The organism is Candidatus Hydrogenedentota bacterium, assembly GCA_018005585.1.
Taxonomy (GTDB): domain Bacteria; phylum Hydrogenedentota; class Hydrogenedentia; order Hydrogenedentales; family JAGMZX01; genus JAGMZX01.
Window position 1 is genome coordinate 1 of record JAGMZX010000060.1, and the last position, 24,514, is coordinate 24,514.

Sequence of the window (24,514 nt, forward strand, 5' to 3'; positions counted from 1 at the left end):
TTCCGGGCCGGTGCCGTCGCCGGGCAACAGTGCTATCTTGTACTTCGCCATGGCGTAATCTCCATTGAAAATGGGGGAACGCAATCGTGGGCAGTATGAAGAGCGCACAATCCTATCACGGCGCGCGGCCCGATTTCCAAGGGTGAAATGGTCAGCCTTTGCCGTGGGGGCCGGCAAACGGACGGTTTTGCCGGGCGCGTGTTTGCGCGCGTCTCCCTTGTTCACTAGAATACCTACGGATCCTGTTCTGTCGTTGTTTTTCCAACACAACCGTGCGGGCGCGCGGCGGCGTCCGCGTTTCGCGAAAGGGTATCGAATGGGCACGACGCTCAAGGTGGGCATCATCGGTTGCGGCATGATTGCGCAACGGTTGCACGTCCCGGACATTTACACCTGCGGCATGGGCGAACTGACGGCGTTCTGCGACCTGATTCCGGCGAAGGCGCAGGCGCTTGCCGCGCAGTACGGCGCCGGCGCCAAGGTCTACACGGACTACCGCGCGCTGTTGCGCGATGACCGGGTCGAGGCCGTCGTCGTGGCGCTTCCGAACGTGCTGCACGGTCCGGTGACCATTGCGGCGGCGAAAGCGGGCAAGCATGTGCTCGTCGAAAAGCCGATGGCCACGAGTCTGGCCGAGGCGCAGCGGATGATCGACGCGGCGAAGCGCGCGGGCACGAAACTCATGGTCAACCAGAGTCAGCGGCTGTTCCCCGAGCACCGCAAGGCGCGGGAAGTCGTCGCGAGCGGCATCCTGGGCAAGATCCTGCACGTGAGCGCCATGTTCGGCCACGCCGGGCCGGAACACTGGAGCCCGGCGGGCAAGTGGTTCTTCCGGAAGAAACAGGCGCGGTTCGGCGCGATGGCGGACCTCGGCGTGCACAAGGCGGACCTGGTGCGGTTCTTGACGGGCAAGGAAGTGGCGGAGATCAGCGCGTTTCACGAGCGGCTCGAGAAGAAGAACAGCGATGTCGAGGATAATTTCGTGTCGTGCCTGAAGTTCGCGGACGGCACGCTCGGCACCTTGTCGGCGTCGTGGACCGTGAAGGGCGCCTCGGCCGAGTATACATTCCTGCATTGCGAGAATGGCACGCTGCGGGTCAGCGTCGTGCCGGGCAAGCCGGTCATCGCGAACCTGGTCAGCCCGGAATGCGAGATCGTGTTTGAGCCGCCGGCGCCGGTCGTGCGCTACCCCGGTTCGTGGGGCATCGATGCGGGCGGCGCGTTCGTGCGCGCGGTCCTCGGCCTCCAGGAACCCTATTGTACCGGCGAAGAGGGCAGGAAGGCCCTCGCCATCATCCTGGCCGCCGAAAAGGCGTCGCTCACGGGGCGGCGCGTTCGCGTGCCGCATTGAGCGGAGCCTCGCATGGAGACCACCATCCTCAACGTGGCGCTGGGCGCGCGCTCTTATCCCATCCACCTCGGCGTGAACACGCTCGAACGGTTGCCCGCGCTCCTGAGGGAGTCGGGCGCGCGTGGCGGGGTCGGGCTGGTCACGGATGCCAATGTGGGCCGGTTGTACGGCGCGCGAGTCGAAGGGCTTGTGGCGGCGGCCGGATGCCGCTGCGTGACCTGCACGCTGCCGGCGGGCGAAGAGCACAAGCGGCTGGAAGCGATTGAAAGCATCTGTGGCCGGTTCCTGGAGGGCGGGCTGGACCGGTCCGGTTGCGTGGTGGCGCTGGGCGGCGGCGTGCCGGGCGACATGGCCGGGTTTGCGGCGGCGGTGTTCATGCGCGGCATTCCTTTTGTGCAGATTCCCACGACGATCGTCGCGCAGGTCGATTCCAGCGTTGGCGGCAAGACGGGCGTGAACCATCCGCTGAGCAAGAACAGCATCGGCGCGTTTCACCAGCCGCAGGCCGTGCTCATCGATATGCAATTGCTCCGCACGCTGCCCGACCGGGAGTTGCGCGCCGGGCTGGCGGAAGTCATCAAGCACGGCATAATCGCGGATGCGGCGCTGTTCGCCTATCTGGAGGAGAACAAGGACGCCATCCTGCGCGCGGACCTTGACGCGCTGTGTTTGCCCGTGCTGCGCTCCTGCGAGATTAAGGCGGCCATTGTCGCCGAGGATGAAACGGAGCAGGGCAAGCGCGCGAATTTGAACTATGGCCATACCTTCGGCCATGCCATCGAGGCGGTCACCGGATTCACGCGGTTCCTGCACGGAGAGGCGGTGGCGCTGGGCATGTGCGCCGCGGCGCACCTGGCCCGGGGTGTTGGCATGGTGGACGACGCCTTTGTCGAGCGGCAGCGGCGGTGCGTTGCGGCGTTCGGGTTGCCCGTGGCATGGCCGGACCTGCCGGTGGAAGCGACGTTGCAGGCGATGCGTAAGGACAAGAAGGTGCGCGCGGGCGCGATGAAGTTTATCCTGCCCACTGCGTTGGGCGTTGTCGTGCAACGGACGGACATTGAGGAATCGCAGGCCCGGGCCGCCCTTCTGGCCCTGCGGCGCGTCTGACGGGAGAGTTTCATGGCCTTCGGTGGCGAAAGCGCGGAAAGTTACTACGACGAAGGGCTGACCGCCAGCATGCGGGGTGACGTGGACCAGGCGATCGTCTTTTTCAAGAAAGCCGCGCAACTGGACACGTCGTTCCTGGCCGCATTTCACCAGCTTGCCCGTTGCTACGCGCGCATCGGCAAGGCCGAGCACGCCGTCGAACTGCTGCGCCGCGTGCTGGCGCTGAACCCGAAACTGGCGCCGCCCCGAGTAGACCTGGGATTTGCCCTGCTGGAACTTGGCCATGCCGCCGAAGCGCGGATGCATTTTCAGGAGGTGCTGGCGATTAAGGAGAACGAGCCGAGGGCGCATCTCGGCCTGGCTCATTGCAGCTATGACGAATGCCAATGGGATGCGGCCGCGGAACTCGCCCGCGCTGCCGTCAACCTCGGCGGCGCCAGCTTTGCCGCGCTGTTCCTGCTCGGCCGCGCCGCCCGGCTTGCCGGATTCCTGGATGAGTCGGCGGAAGCTTTGATACGCGCCGACGCGCTGCTCGAAAAATCGTTGGAATCGAACCCGGAAGCGCCGGAGAGCTATTACCTGCGCGGGGAGGTGTGTTTCGTCAAGGAGGACTACGGCAAGGCGCTCGAATTCTATCGCGCGGCGGAAGACCGGATGGAACCGTCGCGCCGGTATACCGCCTATGGCGAGAACTTCACGCGCGTGGACGCGCTGACGAAGCGCGGACTCTGTCTCCAGCATCTGGGCCGCATCGAGAACGCGCGCGAAGTCGGGCAACAGATTCTGAGCTTCGATCCCAATCACCGTCTGGGCGCCGCGCTCGCCGCGCTGGAAAAGGGAGGCGGTGGACCATGAGCGATTTCAACGTTCAGCTGGTGCGCGAATGCTTTGAATTGCATCTATTCCAAGTGCTGCCCTACTGGCAGCATGATCCCCCCGCAAGCGGCGCATGGCCGGCCCGGCCCAGCGACTCGCCGCTTCTCCTGTTTGTCGAGAATACGCGGCCCGACGCTTTGCGGCGTGTCAATTTCCTGATCGAGCCGGGCGATGTCCCGGGGCTGCAGCGCGCCGTGGTCGAGGTGCGGGCATGGCACGCGGACCGGTTCTATCCCTCGTTGGTCGAAACGAACCCCGTTCTCGGGCATGTGGCCGGCGAGGAAACGCGCCTGCTGGCCGAGCGGGCGTTCGGCGGCCGGGATTTCGCCACGGTCCTGGTCATTTCCGAATTGCCGGCCTCGCCGGAGCCGCGGGAGCGGGCCTTGCGCCTCCTCCGCGGCCTGGCAATCGATCACGTAGTGGAATTCCCAGTCATTCTTGAGGAGCTGCTGAACAAGGTCAGTGCCTACGGCCAGTATTCGCCATCGGCGACACTGCAAACACTGCGCCTGCTGAAGCGCTACAACCTGATCCGCCGCCTGCAACTCGAGTTTGCTTTTCCGACCGAACCACCGCCGCCCCAGACCCCGCTCGAGCTGCATACGGACACGCTGGACAGCACAGACGCCGCGCGGGACTGACGCCGGGGCGTCAAAGGTCCTGAATACCGCGCACGAGGCGCTTCTCTTCCTCGCGTTCCATGTCCAGAATGGCGTCGATTGCCGCGCGCAATTCGCCCGGCAAGTCCAGGCCGGCGAGGCGTTCGTAAAACGCGATCAATTCCTCGTCGAACTGGAGCGCAAGCCGCAAGACCTCGTCCACCGTCATGTCCGCGCTGATGCGTTTCTCGCGCAGTCCGCTGGGAAACCGGAATTCCGGCGGGTTCCGGAGCCACGCCTGCGTGACGGGCTTGGGCGCGCCCAACTCGTATTCGTGGAAGCACAGTTGGAGGCAGTGCTCGTGGTGCGCCATGTAGTCGAGCGTCTGTTTCACGTCCTCGCGTTGCGCCTGCTGACCCAACTGCTCGTAGTAGTCGGCCAGGTCCTGGTGAAACTGCTCGGTGAAACGCAGCAGGTCGATCATCTGATGAGCGGCCATGGCAGATCCTCCTCTTCAGATCCGTTTCCATGATACGCCATCCCCGGGTACTGTCAAGCCCTAATTTTCTTGGCATGAAACCTGCTCCAGCAGCGTGCCGGTCTAAAGGCCACAGCAACCGGCCGGATGTTCATAGTGCAAGTGACGCGAGACATGCTGGCGTTCGCGCTGGGCAAGCGCTGGGCGTCATGGGGGGTGCTTGTTTTTCTCACGGGGTGGACTGTTTTTCAGGTGCATGCCTTCCGCGCCCCGGACCCGCTCGGCGACACCGCGCCGCCGGACCAATTCTCGGCCGCCCGGGCGATGCGTCACGTCGAAGAGATCGCGCGCGAGCCGCATCCCATTGGCACGCCGGAGAATGCGCGCGTGCGCGCCTACCTCGAGCAAGAGCTGGCCGGGCTTGCCGCTAAGGCGCCGGAGCTGGGCGTCGAGTTGGAAACGGACCGCGCCTATGTCGAGCGCGATGTGCGGCGGCCGCCGTACCTTGTCTGCCTGGTCGAGAACGTGCTCGCGCGGATTCCCGGCACGGCGCCGGGCAAGGCCGTGCTTCTCATGGCGCACTATGATTCGACGCCCTATGGTCCCGGGGCCGCGGACGACGCCTCGGGCGTGGCCGCAATGCTCGAGACCGCGCGGGCGCTTGTCGCGGACGCGCAGGCCGGCCGCCGCCTCGAAAACGACGTCATACTCCTATTCACGGACGGCGAGGAGGCGGGCGTGCTCGGGGCGCAGGCATTCCGGAAGCACCGCTGGTACAACGACGTGGGGCTTGTGCTCAATTTCGAGGCGCGCGGCTATTACGGGCCGTCCTTCATGTTCGAGACAAGCCCGAGGAACGGGTGGCTGATCCGGGGATTCGCCAAGGCGGCGCCGTACCCGGTCGCATCGTCGTTCATGTATGACATCGCGGGGCGCATGCCGACGAGCACCGACTACCGTATCCTGAAACAGGACGGCGTGCCCGGATTGAACTTCGCGTTCATCGGCGGCATCAAGTACTACCACACGGAGAACGACGATGCAGAGCATATAGACCGCGGCTCGGTACAACACCACGGCAGTTACGCGCTCGCCTTGACGCGGTATTTCGGGCGGGAAGACCTGACCCGCATCGCCAGCGAAGACTACACCTATTTCAACGTCCTTGGATTTCATCTGGCGCTGTATCCCTCAAGTTGGACATGGCCCCTGTGCGCCGGGGTGACCGCGCTTTTTCTTATGGTGGCCGGTTGGGGCCTGTGCCGCGGCGTGTTCACGTGGCGCGGCGCGGCGTGGGGCGTGCTCGCGCTGCCCTTGTGTCTCGTTCTGACCATGCTGCCCGTTGCGGCCATGGTCGCGGCGGGCTGGGCGTTCCAGCGGGAATACATCGTCTACAACAGCGGCTGGTACCTGGGCGCGGCGCTGGCGTTTACTCTAGGCCTGTTCAGCGTGCTTTACGCCGGGTTGCGCAGGCGGGTTCTCACGCAGGACCTGCATCTGGGCGCGCTTTTCTGGTGGTGCGCGCTGGCGGTGCTGCTTGCAGCGCTGCTTCCCGGCGGCGCGTATCTGGCCACATGGCCGGCCGCGGCGTCTCTGCTGATGCTGGGCGGCGGCGCGCTGCTCGCCCGGCGGGGCCGGCCCGGCGCGGCGGTCCTGTGGATGGCGACCTGCGCGCTGCCCATTATCAGCATGCTTGTCCCCACGATTGTTGGTTTCCACTACGCGGTAACCGTGATACCCGCGCCATTCTGGATGGCGTTCGTGGTGCTGACCGCGGCGTTGCTGTCGCCGCTGGTCGCGTTGGCGGGGGCCGTTGGCGCGCGCCTGCTGCATCGTGCGGTGTTCGGCGCGGCGGCCCTTCTGTTTCTATGGGCGCTGCTGAGCCTGCGGTTCACGCCCGACCATCCGAAAATGAACAGTCTCTGTTACGGACTGAATTTCGACCGGCACCAAGCCGTCTGGATGAGCAGCGACGACGATCTCGACGAGTGGACCAGCCAGTTCTTCCCCAGCGGCTTGCCGCGGGCGTCCGTGCGTGATTTCCGGCCCGACATCGCGGAGAGCTACCTGCGCGCGCCCGCGCCGCTTGCGATGGTCCCCGAGCCGGAAATCCGGCTGGTTGAGGAGCGGATGGACGGGGGGATGCGCCGGTTGCGCCTGCACATTCGCTCCGGGCGCGCGGCGCCGCGTATCCGCATCGAGGCGGGCCCGCAGACGGAGGTCTGCGCTGCCTGGCTCAACGGCATTCAACTGGGGCCGGATGGCTACGACCCGCAGGCGCGCCCGGGCCAGCCCTGGTGGGTGCAGTATGAAGGCCGGTCTGAGGCGGGCCTTGACCTGGAAGTCCGCGTGAGCCGGCGCAGCCCGGTCGAATTCACCCTGTTCGAGGAAAGCTTCGGCGTGCCGGCTATCCCCCAAGTTTCCTACACGCCGCGCCCCGCGCACATGGTCACCGAACCGAACACCATCGAATGGTGGCGCCGTTTCCGGAGCAACGTGACCTACACCGTCAAGACCTGGCGCATGGAAGAAACGCCGCCCGCGTAAGGCAGGCGGCGCCGGCGACGAAAGACTCCCCCGCGCTAGGGCACGCGTTTCGGGCGCAGGCAATCGATGCCGGCCATGTAGCCCGTCGAGTGCTCGTTCAGGCCCACGACGCGCACTTCGAGCACGTTCTCGCCCGCGTCCAGCGCGGCGCCGGCTTCCACTTTCGCGCGCACGACACCGTCCGCGGTGTAGCCGTCCCAGCCGCCGACCTGGGAGCCGTTCAGCCAGATTTCCACCTGCCCGTAGTCGGGCGCCTTCGTGTACCAGAGTTCGCAGCGGTACGCGCCGGCAAGCGGTTGCGGCATGTCAAAACGCAACGTGTACACGGTCGGCCCTTCGGGCCGGAACCACAACTGCCGGGCGTCGCTCCACTTGCCGTAGCTGTCCATGCCCTGCACTTCGAGCGGCCCGCCGGTGAACTCGCTTGCCAGCGATTCCATTTCCAGTGCGGCGGGCTCGACGAAGACCTGGGAACCTTCGGGCATGCGCGCTTCCGCGGGCGGCAGCGCCGGGAACGGCGCGTGGGGCTCTTCCTGGTACCAATAAGCGACGGAACTGAAATCGTCGCCGCGGTCATTGGCGTGGCCGTGTTCGATGGTGACGCGGATCGATTTCGTGAACGGCACGGGGTCCTCGATGTGGTAGCGATAGACGTTCCAGAATTCGTTGCGCTTGTGTTCGCCGCGCAACGGACAGCCGAAATAGGCGTTGCTGAAGGCGTCGCCGTAGCACCACGCGCCGCAGTAGTAGTCCTCGGAACCCGTCCCGTGCAGAGACGGCTTCTCTTCGCCGTCCACGTAGATCATGTCATCGCCTTCGCCCCACCAGCCGTCCGCGCGGTTGTGAATGGACTGATTGCAGCCTGCGTAGTGGCCCCGGCCCGCCGCTTCAAGCAACGTGTAATTCCGTCCCGGCGCGCAGGGATACGCTTGGCGGTACTGCGCGTGGAAGCGCAGCATATGTTCGGGCGGCGTTTCGTACACCTGGTAGTCCACGTAGTAGTAGAACGCATCGACCTGCACCGGGCCGTCGTTTGTGACGGTAACGCGCGCGCCTTTCGAGAAAGGCATGCGCCAGAAACAGTTCAAGGCATTGTTTGTGCCGATTTGAATGGGCAGGCTCGCATACTGGTAATACTGGGCCCAGCCCAGGCCGAAGAAATCGCCGATGGGCGCCTCGACCGAGGGTGTTTCCTCGCCGTCCCAGTACATGCGCAGCACGAGGTTGCGCAGGTGATACCGGTCGCTGGACGCGATCGTCACCCAGATGTGCGTGATAGCGCCCGCGCCCTCGACGGTCGCCATGTCTCTCGTTTCGCCCGGCCCGATCGGCCAGTCCTGGCGCCCGTCGCTGTTGCCGCCGCTTGGGTCGAAACTCGACTGGCGCGCCGCGCGGAAGGCCTTTGCGTTCGGCAGGTCGCCGAGCGGGCCGTCCGCTGGTCCGGCCCATGCCGCGCACGCCGCCACACTAATCAGGATGCTCCATGCCACCGGTTTCATCGCTGGTCCTCCCATATGTTCGGGGCCGCCGCGTTCCCGCGGGATTGTCCCCAACTATGGCATAGAGGCCCGGCCAATGTTAAGGTGCATCGGACCGCGCTTGAAGAGCAGCCGCCGACACCGGATTTTCAACGGGCCGAATGCGCATGATATGATATGGAAACAGAAGCCGCCGGCGGATTTGAACCCTCCGCGGCAAGGAAACTGCGCATGAAACATTTGCAGGCAATCAGCAAAACGCTTCCCCCGCGGGCCGTGTACTCGGACCCCAAGGTCACTCCGAAGGTGCAACGGTATCTTAATTTCCGCGAGGAAATGTACGACACCTCGCCCTATTACCAAGTCAAGTACCCCTGAGCGCCGATCGGCCGGCTCAGAGACTACGCGCAGGTCAGCCCGCCGGAATGCGGCGGTGCGGGCGGGGTGTTAGAGGAAAGTCACAGGAAGGGCGCGGTCCGGGGTTTGTATCCCCTTGCCGCGCCCGTCGAATTTCAAGTCATGCGATTCCTCCAGGCGATCAAGACACAGGTGCTCGTGCTCGATGGGGCAACGGGCACGATGATACAGGACCTTGGCCTCGGCGACGAGGACTTCGGTGGTCCGGATTTCCGCATGTGCTCGGACCTGCTCTGTTTTTCGCGGCCCGGCGGCATGCGGGATATCCATCTCGCGTACCTGCGCGCGGGCGCGAACGCGATCGAGACCAACACCTTCGGCGCGTCGCCGCTCCGCCTCGGCGAATACGATTTCTCGAAACTGGACCTGGCGCATTTCGAGCATGTTCCCTACGACATCGACCTGCGCCGGTTGACCCATGAGGAATTCGCCTATTACCTGAGCCGGCGCGGCGCTGAGATTGCCGTCGAAGCGGTCGAGCAATACGCGCGCGAGCCCGCTTACGATGGGCGGCCTTTGTTTGTCGTCGGCTCCATCGGTCCGTCAAACCGGGTCGTCTCAAATACAAAGGCGACGCTCGCCCGCGCCACATTTGACGAGATTGCGGACAATTTCTACCGGCAGGTTCTGGGCCTGGTCGACGGCGGCGCGCAGGTGCTCCTGTTCGAGACGCAGCAGGACGTGCTGGAGACGAAGGCGGCGGTCTGGGGCGGCGTGCGCGCCATGACCGAGCGCGGCGCGCGCTTGCCGATTCTTTGCCAGGTGACCGTCGACCAGTTTGGCAAGATGCAGATTTTCAACACGGATATCCACGCCGCGCTCGTGACCCTGCAGGACATCGGAATCGACGCGTTTGGCATCAATTGCTCGATCGGGCCGGACCTGATGGAAAAGACGGTCGAAAAGATTGCGCGCTACAGCCCGCTGCCCATTTCGGTCGTGCCGAACGCCGGCCTGCCCGTGTCCGAGAACGGGCGCACCGTGTTCCGGTTCCCGCCCGAGGAATTCGCGCGGATTCAACGGCGCTTCGTCGAAGAATACGGCGTCACTATCGTCGGCGGCTGCTGCGGCACCACGCCCGAGCATATTCGCGTGCTGGCGCGCGAAGTCGGCGGCCTGACGCCCAGACCGCGCAGTGTCGAGCCCGGGTTGTTCGTTTCCGGGCCGCAGGAAGCGGTGCCGCTGGACAGTTCGAAGGCGCTTATCCGCTTCGGCGAGCGCCTGAACGTGCGCGGTTCGAAGAAGGTGCGGGACGCCGTCGAGAGCGGCGCCGGCATCGACCACGACGCCCTCGAAGAGGTCATTCGCGAGCAGGTGAACGAACTGGGCTGCGAAGTGATCGACGTGTGCATGGACTCGAACGTTGTGGAAACCGCGTCGGCCCTGAAGGAGGTGGTGCACGTCCAGACCACGGATTTCAAGGCGGCCATGTGCCTCGATTCGTTCGAAGTGCGCGCGCTCGCCGATGCGATCAAGGTCTATCCCGGCCGGCCTGTCGTGAACTCGATCTCCATGGAGGAATACGAACCAGGCGTGCCGAAGGTGGACGCCGTCATCGAGGCGACGCGTTTCCACGCGCCGCTGTATGTCGGATTGTGCACCGGCCCGGGGGGGCCCGGCGCAACCGCGGACGAAAAGGTCGCGCTTGCGCGGCAGATTATCGCACGCGCGCGCGACAAGCATGGCGTCGCGCCCGGCAGGCTCTTGATCGACGTGAACGTGTTTCCCATCGGTTCCGAATCCGAGGAGGGAATGAATTTCGCCGCCGAATCGCTCGAGGCGATCCGGCGCGTGAAGGAACTTTGCCCGGAAACACACGCGATCGTGGGGGTCGGCAACCTCACGAACGGCCTGCAGAAGAAACCCTACATGCGGACCGTGCTCACGTCTGTGTTCCTCGACGAGGCGCGCAAGCGGGGGCTTGACGCGGCGATTATCAATCCGAATCACTACGTGTTCGTGCGCGACCTCGACCCGAGCGATTACGAACTGGGCCTGCGCGTCGTGCTGGAACGCGACATGGACGCATTCGCGGAGCTCGAGACCATTGCGGAGGCAAAGAAGGGCGTCGCCGTTCAGAAGCGCGTCAGCTATGACGACCTGCCGGCAGAAAAAGCCATAACGGAGAAGGTCAAGGATGGGTTCAAGCAGCGTGAAAAGGGCGCGTTCGAGTTCAAGGGACGCACCTATGAGTACCACGATCGCATCGTCCTGCAAGTGGCGGAAGCGATCGCGCGCCACGCGCCGCTGGATTTCATCAATGAGTATTTGATGGGCGCGATGCAGGAACTGGGCGACGGTTTCGGCAGGGGCGAGGTCTCGCTGCCGCACCTGCTCAAGTCGGCGGACGTCATGCGCGCGTGCATGGGCTTTCTCGAAGCATACATGCGCCATGAATCCGGCATCGACGTGCACAGCAAGATCGAATACAAAGGCACGGTCGTTGTCGGAACCGTCTACCAGGACGTACACTCGATCGGGAAGGACCTCGCGCGCACGCTCCTCGAAAACTACGGCTACCGTGTGATCGATCTCGGTACGATGACGCCGCTCCAACGGTACCTTGATGCCGCAAAGGAGCACCATGCCGACGCGATCGGCATGTCCGCTCTGCTGGTGCAGACTTCGAACCACATGATCACCGTCTCCAAGATGATGCTCGAACAAGGGCTTGGCCACCTGCACGTACTGGTCGGCGGCGCGCCCGTGAGCGACCGGCACGCGGCGTTTGTCGCCATGGCGGGCCAGGATGACCCGGCGCAGATGCGCGGGAACGTGTTCTATTGCCGCACCGCCATGGACGGCGTGAACGTGATGAACCGGCTGTGCTCCCGCGAAGCACTGGACCCGTATCTCGAAGCAAACAAGGCAAAGCTGGTCCGGCGGCTTGAGCACGCCCAGCAGCGCGCGGCCCGGGAAGAAGCGCTTCTCCAGACGCTGCCGCGCCGCGTGGTCAGTTTTAATGGGCGCCAGTTGCCCCCGGAACCGCGGTTCCGGCTGCGGCGCGTCGATTTCAGCCTGCGCGAATTCGCGGCGCATATCGACCGGAAAACGCTGTACTCGCTCAATTGGCGTTTTGGCGGCGCAAGCTCGCGGGAGCGCAAAGGGCATTCATTGGAGCAGTTGAACGCGCTTTTCGACGAGTGGACCGAGAAGGCGGCACGCAACGACTGGGTGCGCGCGCAGGGCGTGTTCGGCATCTACCCATGCCAGTCCGAAGGCGACACGCTGATTCTCTTCGACCCGGACCAGCCGGGCCGTGAAGTGGCGCGCTTGGATTTTACCACGGTCATCGGCGCGGGCAACGAAGACCTGGTCAGCGGCGCGCAGTACTTCGATTCGCGCCAAAGCGGCGTGGTCGGCGCGTGCGGCGTGCAACTCAGCAGCAGTGGCCCGAACACCGGCGCCGTGCTGGACGAATTCCGCGCCACCGGCGATTCGGAATCCCTGCTGTATCTGCAGGGGTTGTCGGACCGGACCGCGGAGGACATGGCCGATTACCTGCACCAGCTTCAACGGGAACTGCTCGGCGTGCCGGAGCACTGCGGCACACGCTGGTCACCTGGTTATCCCGGCATGACAAACATTACGAACAATCGAGTGATCCACGAACTGCTCGACGGCGCCGCGCAGATCGGCGTGCGCCTGACCGACGCTTGTGAATTTCAGCCGACGGGTACGACCGGCGCTATCGTTTCTTTTCATCCGGATGCACGGTACAATTAAGAGAAGAAGCGTTGATTGGGCGGAGCAACGGCTCTACAGGCTCAAAAGAGACTGGCCGCTGCCGCCCCGTGCCTCCCGTTATCGCCTCGAAGAGAATGGGGACAGAATAACGGGATGAACGGGGTGACCATTGCAGGGCCCCGTGCTACTCTCCTTCGCCTTCGCCGCCGGGGACGGCGATGGACACGTCGTCGACGAAGACTCCGATGACCGCGCCTGCCGTTGCGCCATTGATATAGGTAAAGACCAGCGTTCCCGCGCTGCCGTCGGCCAGGGCGGATACGTCTATGGAGACCGGCTGATAGGTTGCATATTCCGCGGCGTCGGCTTCCGAGATCTCGAAAAGCATGTTGCGCCCGAAAAAGACGCGGAAATCAAACGGCGCCTCGGCGCGTGGCGCCGCCAGCTGGAATTGCAGCGTGGCCTGGCCCGTGCGCGGCATGACGATGTCCTGGCTGAGTGATGCGGCCTCCTCGGCGCCGTCCGGGGCGCTGCCGAAATAGGCCCAGTGCTGGCCCGCATAAGCGCCGATGCCGCCGAGCTGTCCGCAATGAGGCGCGTCGCAGATGAGCAGGTCGGCATAGGCGAGCGAGAGCTGCGTCCACGCGCCGGAGCCTTCCTCGAAGCCGCCGTCTCGGACGACCTCGGCGGGCGCTTCGCCCTCGCCTTCTCCTTCGCCGCCGCCTTCAGGAACAAAAACGGCCGTTATGCTCGTGTCCGCATAAATGCGCAAATACGCCGGGTTGACGCTGTTGTTGATGCCCACGCCGACCCAGTTGCGGAAGGTCCACCCCGGCGCCGGCACGGCTTCAAGGGTAATCACCGTGCCCGCCAGGTAGCCTGCGCTGGTCGGCGTGGCTGTGATCTGGCCCGCGCCCGCCGGCGAAGCGACCAGGGTAAGGGAATGAATCGCATTCGGGGGACACCCCGCGAGGCCCAACGCGGCAATAACCAGCGTGGCCGCCCATAAAGCTCTCTTCCAGCACATCCGCGTATCCTCCTTCAGACGCCTCGCGCCGCTGCGGCGCGTTTCGTGGCGTTGTTCTGGTCCGCAGGAGCGGTCAAGACAACCGGCGCACGGCATCGTGGCGACGCGCCGCCGTCAGTTGCCGCTGAGAAACTCGCCGAAGTTTCGCAATACCTCGATGATGAGATCGAGCAGATCAAATAGTTCAAAGAGGAAATCGATCATGTCATCGAGCGATGTTCCCTTGGCCTGTGTATCGGACATCATCACTTACTCCCTCGCCATGATGACCGCGCCTGCGGCGCGGCACCGTGCTATTCGGTTACGGTATCATTCTCCGGGGTTGCTTCCAGTTCCATCAGGTTGATGCCTGCCGCGGCGCGCAGCGCGGCCCAGGAGCGTTGCAGCGCGACGCGCGCCTGCGCGAGCTGGCCTTGGGCCTGTATCAGGTCGCGCTGGGCCTGGTTCAGGCGCACCAGCATGGCTTTGCCCGCCCGATATTCCTTCTCGACGAGGCCGCGGTTCTTTTCGACGAACTCCGCGGCGCCCCGCTGCAGAATCAGCGCCTGCTGCGAGGCTTCCAGATCGACCAATGCCTGGCGCACTTCGCCTATGACCTTCAATTCCGTCTCCGACATGCGGTATTCGGCCTCGCGGCGCGCATGTTTCGCCTCGAGCACGCGTGAGATGCGGCGGCCGCCCGAGAAGAGGTTCAAGCTTACGTTTACGCCCACGGTAGACGTGATTTCGTCGCTGTCAACCGAAGTGTTGGTATAGCTCTGGGCGCGCGCCCCGGCGATGGCGGCCACTTGCGGCGCGAAATCGGAGTAGCGTTCGCGCACGGCAGCCTCCGCCCGTTTCAGGCCGAACGCGCGTTGTTCGAGGTCGGGCCGCTGCGTCAGCGCCACGTCGATCATTTCGTCCGCGTCGGGCGCGGCCATGGATTCCGGCGTCTCGACAGCCAGTTCGGCCACGTCCATGTTCTCGGGCAACATGCCCTCCGGTATGCCCATGAGCAGCGCCAGCGCGATGCGCGCGGTCTCATGGTCTCGCTGTGCGCGGAGCAGGCTGCCGCGCGCCGCACGCAGCAGAACCTCGAAATTCAGCACATCGCTCGTGGCTGCGCGGCCCGCTTCACGGCGCACGGCGGCTTCCTTGAGCAGGCGCTCGTTGAATGCGATGTCGGACCGGGCGATGATGACCTGCTCGCGGGCCAGCTGGACACCGTAATAGGCCTGGGCTACGGCGTCGAGCAGCAGCCTGCGCCCTTCCCGTTCGGCGGCTTGTGCTTCCTTGTAGCCGAAGCGGGCCATGGCGTTCGTGAACTTCCGCGAGAAGCCGTCAAACACGAGATAGCCCGCGGTGACGCCGAGTGTTGCGTTATCGAGCGGGTCTTCCAGCGTGTCGCGCGCCTCCTCGATCAAGTCCTCCGTAGTGCGCGCCCACGTGCGGAGGGCGTGGCGCTGGCTGGCGGTGGGCAGGCGCGTCGCGGCGGTGCGTGTCAGCGCCTTCTTCAATTGTTGAATGAAGTCATCCCCTTGATCCAGGTATTCGTTGAGCGATTCGGTGATGTAATCCGGCAGCCACGTGTATGTGAGCGTGTAGCTGAGGTCGATTTGGGGCAGGTAAAGCGAACGGGCCTGCCACACGAGTTGCCGGGTCTGTTCGACCCGCTCGGCGGCTGCCTGCAGCGAGGGGTTGTCCGCCAGCGCGCGCCGTTGCGCCGTTGGCAGGTCCAGCACCGTGTGCACGGCTTGCGCAACGGGGGCCGCATCCGCGGCGACCTCCGCGGGCGCCGCCGCGGCTTCTGCGGCTTCTTCAATAACGGCGGCGGCCGGCGGGGCGTTTTCGGTGAGTTCCCCCGCGGGCGCCGTGGCCATCAGGACCGCGGCCGCCGCAAGGCCCGCAAGCAAGCGATAGCTCTTTGTCTGAGAATTCCACATATCCAGTCAGATCTATACGGTGTTTCCGTCCGGCGCGTCCGCTGTCGGGGGGACGGGTTGTTCTTCGGCATTGCGCCATCGCGCGGGTTCGACATCTTCGGCCGCGGGCATTACGCCCCGCGCGGCCCACGCGGCAACCCGGCGCAGGTCATTCAATATGCTCAGAATGGAAGGCAGCAGCAGCAGCGTCAGCAGCGTCGAGAATGCCACGCCCGCAGCCAGCGCGATAGCCATGGGTATGACAATCTGCGCCTGATAGTCCCGCTCCATGATGATTGGGAACAGTCCCCCGACCGTGGTAATGGTCGTGAGGAAAATGGCGCGGAACCGCCGGGTGCCCGCGCGCCGCAGCGCGTCGGCGAATGACTCGCCCTGGGCCAGTTTCGTGTTCAGACAGTCGACGAGCACGATGGCGTCGTTTACGACGACGCCGGCCAGCGCGACCAGGCCGAACACGCTCATGATCGAGAGGTCGAAGCCGAGAGCGAGGTGGCCGAATACGGCGCCAATAATGCCGAAAGGCACCGTAAACATGATGACAAAGGGCTGCAGGTAGGACCGTAGAATGGTCGCGATGACGACGAACACGGCCACGACAGCGAGCGGAAATCCGTAGAGCAGGCTGTCCAGCGATTCGCGCAGGTCCTGTTGCTCGCCCTGGAATGACATCGTGAGGTCGCGGTACTTGCCCTGCATTTGCGGCAGAAATTCGCGGCTCAACTCGGCCACGAGTTCCGTGGCGTTGGCTCGCGCGTTGTCGATTTCCGTCGTTACCTTGATGCGCCGCTGTCCGTCCGTGCGGTTGATTGCCGCGTAGCCCGACGTGAACTCAATGTCCGCGACCGAGAATAACGGCACCTCGTATACGCGGCCCAGGGATTGCGCGCCAGGCTGCATCATGGACGGGCCGCCTGCGCCGGCCCCGCCCGCGCCCAGGAGCGCCGCAAGCGAACTTGCGCCGCCCGCGCCCATCGCCGGCGGCAGCGACGCGCCCGGCGCGCCGGAAGTGCGGATACGCAGCTTCTCAAGTTCCGAGAAGCGGCGCCGCTCATCAACGGGATAACGCACGCGTACGCGCACATCGTCGCGTCCCCGCTGCACGCGGACCGCTTCCTGGCCGAAATAGCCCGTGTAAATCTGGCGTGCGAGGTCAGCGACCGTAATACCGAGCGCGCGCGCCTCCGGCTTGAGCCGCAGCCGGATTTCGTCTTTGCCGGCCCGGAAATCGTCCTGAATCTGATAGACCCCATCGTATGTGGCCAGTTTGGCTTTCAGCTCGTCCGCCGCCGCGGCGAGGCGGTCGATGTTGTCGCCCTGAATCCAGATTTCGATGGGACGGCCCGGCGGCCGCAGTTCGTCGCCGCGAAACGTGAGCGCCAGCACGCCGGGCAAGGGCCCGATCTGACGCTCCCATGCCGCCATGAGTTCCTGTGTGTGTATGCCGCGCAGCGCGGAATCGAGCAGTTCGACACGCACCGTGCCGAGGTGCGAGCCCTTGTCCGAACCGCCCACGTCGTTGATGCGCGCGCCCGCGAGCGAGAACATGTTGGAGATAAGAGGCTCGCCGGAGGCGGTGGCGCGCTGCCCGGCCACCTCGCGTATGGCCTGCTCCATCCGCTCGACCGCCGCCGCCGTGGTTTCAACCGGCGTGCCGTTCGGGAACTCGACGGAAGCGCTGAGCGCATTCCCGTCGATCTCGGGGAACATGACGAACTTGACCACGCCGGTATCCACCAGTCCCCAGGAAATGAGCAGGACCATGACCGCGACGCTGAGGCTCACGTAGCGATAGTGGATCGCCAGGGTGACAACCGGCTGATAGACGCGCTCCGCAAACCATTCGAGGCTTTCGTTCGTAATGCGATGGAACCGCAGACCGAGGCGGATCAGGAAATGCCGGCCTTCGGGTTTGAGGTTCGGGTTGGGCAGCTTGCTCATGTGCGCGGGGAACAGGAGCATGCACTCCAGCAGCGAGACGGTAAACGCGGCAATGACTACCAATGGCAGCGGCTTGACAATCTGGCCCATGAACCCGCTGACGAAGGCGAGCGGGACAAACGCCACCATGTTCGTTACAACCGCCGCGAAGATGGGGCTGCCCACCTCCATCACGCCGTCCACGGCCGCTCTCAGGGACGACGCGCCGCGCTTGCGCGCGTAGTAGATCGCCTCGCCGACAACGGTCGCGTCGTCCACGATGATACCGAGCACGGCTACCATGCCGAAGAGCGTGATCATGTTGATGGTCGCGTCGGCGTACCACATGACCATGAATGCGCCCATGATGCTGACGGGCATGCCGAGACTGACCCAGAAACTGAGGCGGATGTCGAGGAACAGCCAGAGCAGAATGAACACGAGAGTCAGGCCCTGCAGCCCGTTTCGGACCAGCAGGCTGATGCGCGCCTCGAGCACCGTCGACATGCGGCCCCATATCTGGAGGTGTATGCCGGCGGGCAGGTCGGCGCGCTTGCGCTCGACGTATTCGTGCACCGCGCGGTCGATCGCGAGCGTGTCCTCGTCTTCCGTCTTGCGGATCGACACCGTGACGGCCGGCAGGCCGTTAAACCGCGAAAGGACCTGGTCCTCGACAAAACCGTCGCGGATGGTGGCGATGCGGTCCAGCGTGATGTTGTCGCCGTTAGGCCGGGCCAGCACGATGATACTGGCGAATTCCGCCCCCGTGTAGTTCCGGCCCATGGTGCGCAGGCGGATTTCCTCGCCCCGGGTCCGCATGAGCCCGCCCGGCAGGTTCAGGCTGTTCGCGCGGACGGCCTGGGCCACCTGATCGAATGTGATGCCGTACTGACGCAACCGCTCTTCCGAGACTTCGATGCTGATTTCGTAGTCGCGCGTGCCAATGACCTCGACCTGCGACAGTGCGGGAATCGTCCGCAGGTCCCGCTTGACCTCCTCCGCGTATTCCTTCAGGTCCCGCTCCGTGGCGTTCTCGCCCGTCAATGCCAGAAACAGGACCTGGACGCGCAGCGTATATTCCTCGACAACGGGGCGTTCCGCGTCGGGCGGAAGGGTCGTTATGGCGTCGACCGCGTTGCGCACGCGGTCTTTGACGATGCTGAGGTCCTGGCCTTCCTCCACTTCGATGATGGCAAACCCGTAATTCTCGTTCGAGACGGTGTTGTAGCGTTCAATGCCGACCAGGCCGTCGACCGCGTCCTCGATCTTGCGGCAGATGCCCTCCTCAACCTCTTCCGGGTCCGCCCCCGGCCATACGACCGTGACGTGGATCACGTCCAGGTGCATATCGGGGAAGGTTTCGCGCGGCAGGTTGATCAGGGCCAGGTAACCGCCGAAAAAGACGAACGCCAACACGATGTTCGAGAACACCCTGTTGCGCGCGAAGGCGGTGATAAGGCTCCTCATGAGGCGCGTTCCGTCTTGCCCGTGGACGCTTCAGGCGCCGGCGCCGCGATGTCGACGCGCATGCCCGGCAAGGGGTTGAGCAGGCGCGTCACGATTACGAGGTCCCCCGGCTGCAGCCCTTCCGAGACAAATGCCTCTTCGCCTTGACTGCGCAGCACCATCACCGCGCGCCGCTGCAGCAGGTCTCCTTCCGCGACATAGACCTCGCCCTCGAACGAGACCGCCCAGCGCGGCAGGCGATACACCTGCCGCATCGTCTTGCCGGGGATGGTCACCTGGCAGAACATGCCCTCAACCAGGGGGAGCCCATCGCCCTCGGCGGGATGCGTGGCGGAATCGATGCGCACCGCGACCGTCAGCGTGCGGGTCATAGGGTCGAATCGCTCGACGCGGTCCAATGCGCCGGTCCACACATGGTTGCCGGGGTCCTCGGTCCAGATGACCTGACAGGAAACCGGTTCGAGCGCGCCGAACCAGTTGGCAGGTTCCGCCACGTCCGCGGCGGCGTCCCGGAACAGAAGCCACGTGCGCGCGTCGCGGCTGTCAAGCGGCACGGAAATCTCCAGCACCGAATCATTCGCAAGGACCAGCGCCGGAACGCCGGGAGCCACATTCTGCCCCGCCTCAATCTGTACCTGCTTAATCCGCGCCGTGAACGGCGCGCGCACTTCCGTGCGGCCGAGGCTCAATTCGGCCAGTTCGAGCGCGGCCTTCGCCGCTTCAAGGCCGTGTTCCGCCTCGCGGATGCGCAGCGGGTACAGGGTGACCGCCTCGTCGACCTGCTCGAAAGCGTCCTGTGCCTTGCGATAATTGATCTCGGACAGATTGACCAACGACCCCGAGCCTACGTCTTCCTCTTCGTAGAGACGTCTGTCGCGCTCGAATTCCTCCAAGGCGATATCGCGCGTGCGCCGGTAGGTTTCGAGGCGGCCCGTGTCAATCTCGAATTGCTGGCGCAGCAAGGTGATCATGTTGTTCAGGCGGTCCACCTGCGCCTGGGCCTGCGCCCGGGCCGCCTGGTAGTCTCGCGAATCGATGCGGAACAACAGTTCGCCTTCCGGAATGACCTCGCCTACCTCCAGCCGCGGATACACTTCCAGGATCTCGCCCGCGACCTTGGACGTGATCGTGACTACATCCAGCGCGCGCACCTCCCCGTAACCCGTAATCTCGACCCGCACGTCTTCCGGCTCGACACGCGCTACTTCGACCCGCAACCGCGGCTCGACGATTTGAGCCACTTGGGGCGGCTCGCGCAGCGTATCAAGGAACAGCTTGATGCCCACTCCCGCAAGAATGAAGAAAGAACAAAGCACAACGCGCAGCACAAGCCTGTGAGGGCGCCTCGCCTTGCCGGTTGCCATGGTACGGTGTATTCTCCCCAGGGCGACGCAGCCCTGACTTTCTTAGCGCTCTGACCCACCACCGGTCGTGAGGGGCTTTAGTGTACCCGATGCCTTTTTCACACTTCACGCGAGCAACGACGCGCCTCACGCCCAGTGGTTCTACCAATATACCCGGAACTTGAACTAATCTCAAGGCAAGAATAAGATAATCGGGCAAATGGTTCAATAACTTGGAACGAGGCCGCTATGGTACGTGATGCTGGCGGCTCCGGCGCGCCCAACCCGACCGCGTCGAGGAGCCTTACAGCCTTGCTGGTCCGCGCCATACTCCATGGCGAGTATGCCGCGGGCGCGCGCATGCCGACGGAACGCGCATTGGCGGCGCGGCATGCCGTGTCGCGGCACGTGGTGCGCGAGGCGCTCAAGCGGCTCGAAGCGCTGGGCCTGGTGCGGATCCGGCAGGGGTCGGGCGTGTACGTGCAGGATGTGCTCCTGAACGGTGGCATGGAACTCCTGGAATACCTGCTGTTCAGTGACGGGGGATTGTTTGACCGGCGCGTGCTGGATGACCTGTTTATCTTCTGGACGCGATTTGTCCCCGATGTGTTGCGGCTTGCCGCGCGGCAGCGCACCCCGGAGCAACTGGCGCGCCTGCGCGACACGATAGCCCAACGCGCCGATGCGCTCACCGACATCACCCGCCTCACCCAGATTCACCTGCGCATGCTGCGCACCATCGCGGAAGCCGCGCACAACACTATTTACAACTTGATCTTCAACAATATGGGCCGCGCGATCACGCGCCTGCGCGCCGCCGTGCCGCTGGAACGTTTCGGCCCCGTCCTTACTCAGGAAGAACTGGCGCATGTCGTCGCGGCCATCGAGCAGCAGGACGAAGAACTGGTCTTCCTGCTGGCCCGGCGCCTCTCCGAGCGCACCAAGGCGCAGGTGGACGCCTTCATCGATACGCTGACCGGCGCGGCCACGCCGGCAGTCTGACCGCGCAGGTGCAGGAGGAATCGGAGAGATGCCTCTCACTTCGGGGGATTGAGCCAGTCCGTCTCGATCGGGATCAGGTTGGTCTGGCCGGGCTTGGTGTAGTATTCGGGGTCGCCGTCCTTTCCCGGGACCAGTTTCACGGTGTACTTGTCGGCGCCGCGGCTGTTCCAGAGGATTTCCTCGAAGTTGGGCAGCGCGGGGTCGGTCGCAGCGATGCGCCATGTGCCGTCTTCCTCGCGGAGCCAGGTGAAGATGACCTCCTCGTCGCGTGTGCGCGGGATGCGGCAGGTGCCGTCGTAGCCGGACCCGAATGGCATGTCGTCGCGGCGCAGGCCCCTGCACAGCGCGAACAAGCGCACGCGCACAACGCCGCGTGTCTCGAATTCGCTGAAATCCCAGCGGCGGATCTGGCGCAAGAAGACAAACGCGTTCATGCGGAATAACCACCATTTCCACGCGCGGGCTGCGTATTCTTTGTGATAGCCGTTCGCATCCTCGTAGCTTTCCGCATACAGTTCGGATAGCGCGCGCCAGTTGCCTTTGTCGTAATTTGTCTTGAATTGGTCGATTCGCGCGACGATTTCCATCGCGATTTGGCGGTGAGGGCCATCCGCGCCGTCAAAGGTCGGGTACCACACCTGCGACGCGGGCCGCGTGTCCTCTCCTGCGACGATGGGACGCGATTCGATCCCGTCATCAGCCGAGACGTGCAGAAACTCGACCACGCGGCTGACTGTTTCGCTGAATCGCAGGAAATCGAGGTAATTCACCGTGCCCTCAACGTGTTCCGTGGCGGATGTCCCGGCCAGAACGGTGTAAGCAACAGCCTGACCGCGTGGAGTGTCGTTCAAGACGAATTCCGTGTTCGTGGTCTCTCCGATACGCGTTACGGACGCTGGATCACCGCCGCGGCAAACGAAATAGCGTGTCGCGCCTGCGTCCGCGGGCCACGAGAGCCGCAACCCGGCATCCGTCCACGCGGCCGAGATGCCGCGAACGGGCTTGGGCAAATCCGCGGCCCACGTCTGGCGCTCGTAGAGGTTCTCGTGCGTCTGCATGACGTAGAAATGGCCGTTGACGCTCGCGGTCCAAGCCGTGCCGGGGCGCCCGGGTTCGGGATAGTAGCGATTCAACAGCGCCGTGTACTCTGCCTCGGAATCGCATTCGCCAGTCTGAATCACATGCTGGAAGCGGTCGAGCACGGCTTGCGGCGTGCGCGGGGGCAGCAGCGGGATGAAAAAATAGCGGCGCTTGTTCGGGATGAGTTCGTGTTCGAGAAAACGTTCCCAGACGCCGTAGGCCGCGCGCGCGAGGAAGCCCTCGTCGTGCGTGAAATCCACGTCGCGCAGATTCTCGTGGAACTCGTTGATATCCCGTGCGAACTTATACTGGTACGCGACCCTCATCTTCTCGAAGAGTTGCTCGCGCGTGGGGATGAGCCGCTCACGAATGACTTCGGAGAGCGTGGGCGCAATGACCTCGCGCCAGCAGCGCGCATTGTCGTAGTCGAAGAGGTCCCAGAACGGCTCGAACTGGTAGACCGTTGCGCCGAGCAGCGCGCCCTGCAGGATCATGGCGCGATAGAGTTGCGGCGGCATGATCCGCGTGTTGTCCGGCTGAAACTGGCCGAATACGCCGGGTTCGATCATGCGCCCGTTCTCGAACCACCACGATTGCGGCTCGACGCCCCACCGGTTCACGAACCCGGCCAACCACATGCCCATGACGGAGGTCTGGCGCGGCAGGTGCTGCGGGCCGATGTGCTCGTTCACGGCGGTCACGTATTCCGGGTGCGCGGCGACCTGGTCGAGCAGCGGCTGATTCAACACGTCCGCGCCGATATGCATCCACTTCAGACCCTGCAGCGAAATGCTCAGGTGTTTTCCGTGCTCCGCGGCAAGGGCGATGACGTCCATCGCGTAGCGCGCCTCGGGCGAAATGGCGTAGCGCGGCACGTTGAAGCTGCGGTAATGCTCGTAATTGATTTCCGTGATCGTGTAGCTGTGTATGCACGCGTATTCGCGCGTGAGCCGCTCGACGTATTCCGGTTCAAAGACATAGAGGTCATGCGGGTCCGCGAACTGGAAATTCGCAGGGATGCCGGCGGCCTGAAGCTCGTCAAACACGCGCCGGCAACGGTCATAGCGCGCCTGATGATCGCGCACGCGCACCTCGATTTGAAGCTGGCAGTAAGGCTTCAGTTCCTCCGGTACGGCTTCGTGGAACGCGCGCACGGCCTCGCGGCCATGCTTCGCCGCCTCGGTCAGCGGGTCGTTCCCGTCGCCGAAATCCTCATCCGAATCCCCGAACCGGTTGTTCGTCTGCAGGATGATGAGCGGCCTCTCGGGCGAAATCTCACCCCAAGTCGGCGGCGTGCGCGTCATGCGGTTTGTCCCTTCATTGCGGTCGTAATTCAACGGGCGAAGGGATTGCGGCAAGGAGATGGTCCTGTCCGAGGGAAGCGGAGACTCGCGTTGCAGCGGAGTCGCCCGGCCCTGTCGCAACACACGGCGGCGCGGCCACCGCGAAAGGCCTTGCCGCGTTTGCCTGGAGCCCCCGGTCCGTCATTTTGCCTGCGGTGTCCAGACGCGCACGTTGTCGAAGCGGCCGATGTCGTCGAAGGAGCCGAGCCCAATCGTGCCGGACGCAAAGGTCTTGTCTTCCGCGACCATGACGGGCTTGTCGCAGTTGTCGAAGTAGACTTCAATGCGGCCGTCGGCAACGGTGCGTTGGATGCGCACTTTGTGCCAGACGCCGGAGCCCCAGGCGGTGCCCTGCGTGCGCTCCTTGGCGATCGAGACGCGCGGCGCGCCGTTCACGAGGAAAATCGAGTTGGCGTGCTCGTCGGCGGCGGTGGCCAGATGGACGTAATAGAAGTGCGTGTCGTCCTGTTTCCCGAAGAAGAAACACAGGTCGCGGTGGCCGTATTCGCGGCCTGTCTGCTTCGCGTCGACTTCGAGCACGAAATCGCCCGCGTCGAGCCCCTTGACCCACGCGATAGTCTGTGGCGACCGCACGGCGGGCTCGTAGCTGCTGGGGCGGACGGCCGCAAGCACGGGGTTGCCCTCCTCCTCGACGACCTTCCACGCTTTCGGGTCTGTAGGCGCCCAGCGGTCCATGCCCTTGCTGAAATCATCTTCGAAGACGAGGGCGTATCCCTCGGGCGCGGTCTCCTGCGCTGATATCGTTCCGGCTATTCCCAAAGCCAAGGCGATCATCCCCATTGCGGCGGCGTATCTCACGGCAGTCTCCTCCGTTCTTCTGCGGACCGGCACGCCTCAGTCTAGCAACGCGGC

General features: G+C 64.4%; 15 protein-coding genes and 1 pseudogene. 8 read left to right on the forward strand and 8 right to left on the reverse strand.

Features of this window, described 5'->3' with window-relative positions:
- The first annotated feature begins 316 nt into the window (after positions 1 to 316).
- The 4 genes from KA184_11820 to KA184_11835 are packed head-to-tail and all read left to right on the forward strand — an operon-like array spanning position 317 to position 3,975.
- Positions 317 to 1,351, forward strand: coding sequence for a Gfo/Idh/MocA family oxidoreductase (locus KA184_11820; protein ID MBP8130256.1), 1,035 nt, complete (start codon positions 317 to 319; stop codon positions 1,349 to 1,351).
- Between the two features lie 12 nt (positions 1,352 to 1,363).
- Positions 1,364 to 2,458, forward strand: a complete 1,095-nt coding sequence (gene aroB / locus KA184_11825; protein MBP8130257.1) for a 3-dehydroquinate synthase — start codon at positions 1,364 to 1,366, stop codon at positions 2,456 to 2,458.
- 12 nt (positions 2,459 to 2,470) lie between these two features.
- Positions 2,471 to 3,313 (forward strand): tetratricopeptide repeat protein, encoded by an 843-nt coding sequence (locus KA184_11830; protein MBP8130258.1) that lies wholly within the window; start codon positions 2,471 to 2,473, stop codon positions 3,311 to 3,313.
- The gene (locus KA184_11835) at positions 3,310 to 3,975 is read left to right on the forward strand and encodes a hypothetical protein (GenBank protein ID MBP8130259.1); all 666 of its coding nucleotides are present in this window, start codon (positions 3,310 to 3,312) and stop codon (positions 3,973 to 3,975) included. Before KA184_11830 ends, KA184_11835 begins: the two co-directional genes overlap by 4 nt.
- 10 nt (positions 3,976 to 3,985) lie before the next feature.
- On the opposite strand, the gene KA184_11840 is transcribed toward KA184_11835, so the two are convergent.
- Complete coding sequence (locus tag KA184_11840) at positions 3,986 to 4,432, reverse strand: hypothetical protein (protein ID MBP8130260.1); 447 nt, start codon at positions 4,430 to 4,432, stop codon at positions 3,986 to 3,988.
- 135 nt (positions 4,433 to 4,567) lie between these two features.
- Between KA184_11840 and KA184_11845 the strand changes: the two genes are divergently transcribed.
- Positions 4,568 to 6,958, forward strand: coding sequence for a M20/M25/M40 family metallo-hydrolase (locus KA184_11845; GenBank protein MBP8130261.1), 2,391 nt, complete (start codon positions 4,568 to 4,570; stop codon positions 6,956 to 6,958).
- A gap of 479 nt (positions 6,959 to 7,437) precedes the next feature.
- Here KA184_11845 and KA184_11850 read toward each other — a convergent pair.
- Positions 7,438 to 8,457 (reverse strand): annotated as a pseudogene (locus KA184_11850) (DUF2961 domain-containing protein).
- Between the two features lie 210 nt (positions 8,458 to 8,667).
- Between KA184_11850 and KA184_11855 the strand changes: the two are divergent.
- Both KA184_11855 and KA184_11860 read left to right on the forward strand, forming a co-directional pair.
- Positions 8,668 to 8,814 (forward strand): hypothetical protein, encoded by a 147-nt coding sequence (locus tag KA184_11855; GenBank protein ID MBP8130262.1) that lies wholly within the window; start codon positions 8,668 to 8,670, stop codon positions 8,812 to 8,814.
- A 141-nt stretch (positions 8,815 to 8,955) separates the two neighbouring features.
- A complete protein-coding gene (locus KA184_11860) occupies positions 8,956 to 12,579 on the forward strand; it encodes a homocysteine S-methyltransferase family protein (protein MBP8130263.1) in 3,624 nt (1,207 codons plus the stop codon).
- 145 nt (positions 12,580 to 12,724) lie between these two features.
- Here the strand turns inward: KA184_11860 and KA184_11865 are convergent, their stop codons facing one another.
- The 4 genes from KA184_11865 to KA184_11880 form a co-directional block, all read right to left on the reverse strand.
- The gene (locus KA184_11865; GenBank protein ID MBP8130264.1) at positions 12,725 to 13,567 is read right to left on the reverse strand and encodes a hypothetical protein; all 843 of its coding nucleotides are present in this window, start codon (positions 13,565 to 13,567) and stop codon (positions 12,725 to 12,727) included.
- 293 nt (positions 13,568 to 13,860) lie between these two features.
- On the reverse strand, positions 13,861 to 15,489 hold the full coding sequence (locus KA184_11870) for a TolC family protein (protein ID MBP8130265.1): 1,629 nt from the start codon (positions 15,487 to 15,489) through the stop codon (positions 13,861 to 13,863).
- A 12-nt stretch (positions 15,490 to 15,501) separates the two neighbouring features.
- A complete protein-coding gene (locus KA184_11875; GenBank protein ID MBP8130266.1) occupies positions 15,502 to 18,873 on the reverse strand; it encodes an efflux RND transporter permease subunit in 3,372 nt (1,123 codons plus the stop codon).
- Positions 18,870 to 20,237: a biotin/lipoyl-binding protein gene (locus KA184_11880; GenBank protein ID MBP8130267.1), complete on the reverse strand. Its 1,368-nt coding sequence runs from the start codon at positions 20,235 to 20,237 to the stop codon at positions 18,870 to 18,872. Before KA184_11880 ends, KA184_11875 begins: the two co-directional genes overlap by 4 nt.
- Before the next feature lie 228 nt (positions 20,238 to 20,465).
- Here KA184_11880 and KA184_11885 point away from each other — a divergent pair, with 228 nt between their 5' ends.
- A complete protein-coding gene (locus KA184_11885) occupies positions 20,466 to 21,218 on the forward strand; it encodes a FadR family transcriptional regulator (protein ID MBP8130268.1) in 753 nt (250 codons plus the stop codon).
- A gap of 35 nt (positions 21,219 to 21,253) precedes the next feature.
- Here the strand turns inward: KA184_11885 and KA184_11890 are convergent, their stop codons facing one another.
- On the reverse strand, positions 21,254 to 23,602 hold the full coding sequence (locus KA184_11890; GenBank protein MBP8130269.1) for a hypothetical protein: 2,349 nt from the start codon (positions 23,600 to 23,602) through the stop codon (positions 21,254 to 21,256).
- Between the two features lie 180 nt (positions 23,603 to 23,782).
- Positions 23,783 to 24,460 (reverse strand): hypothetical protein, encoded by a 678-nt coding sequence (locus tag KA184_11895; GenBank protein ID MBP8130270.1) that lies wholly within the window; start codon positions 24,458 to 24,460, stop codon positions 23,783 to 23,785.
- Positions 24,461 to 24,514: the final 54 nt, after the last annotated feature.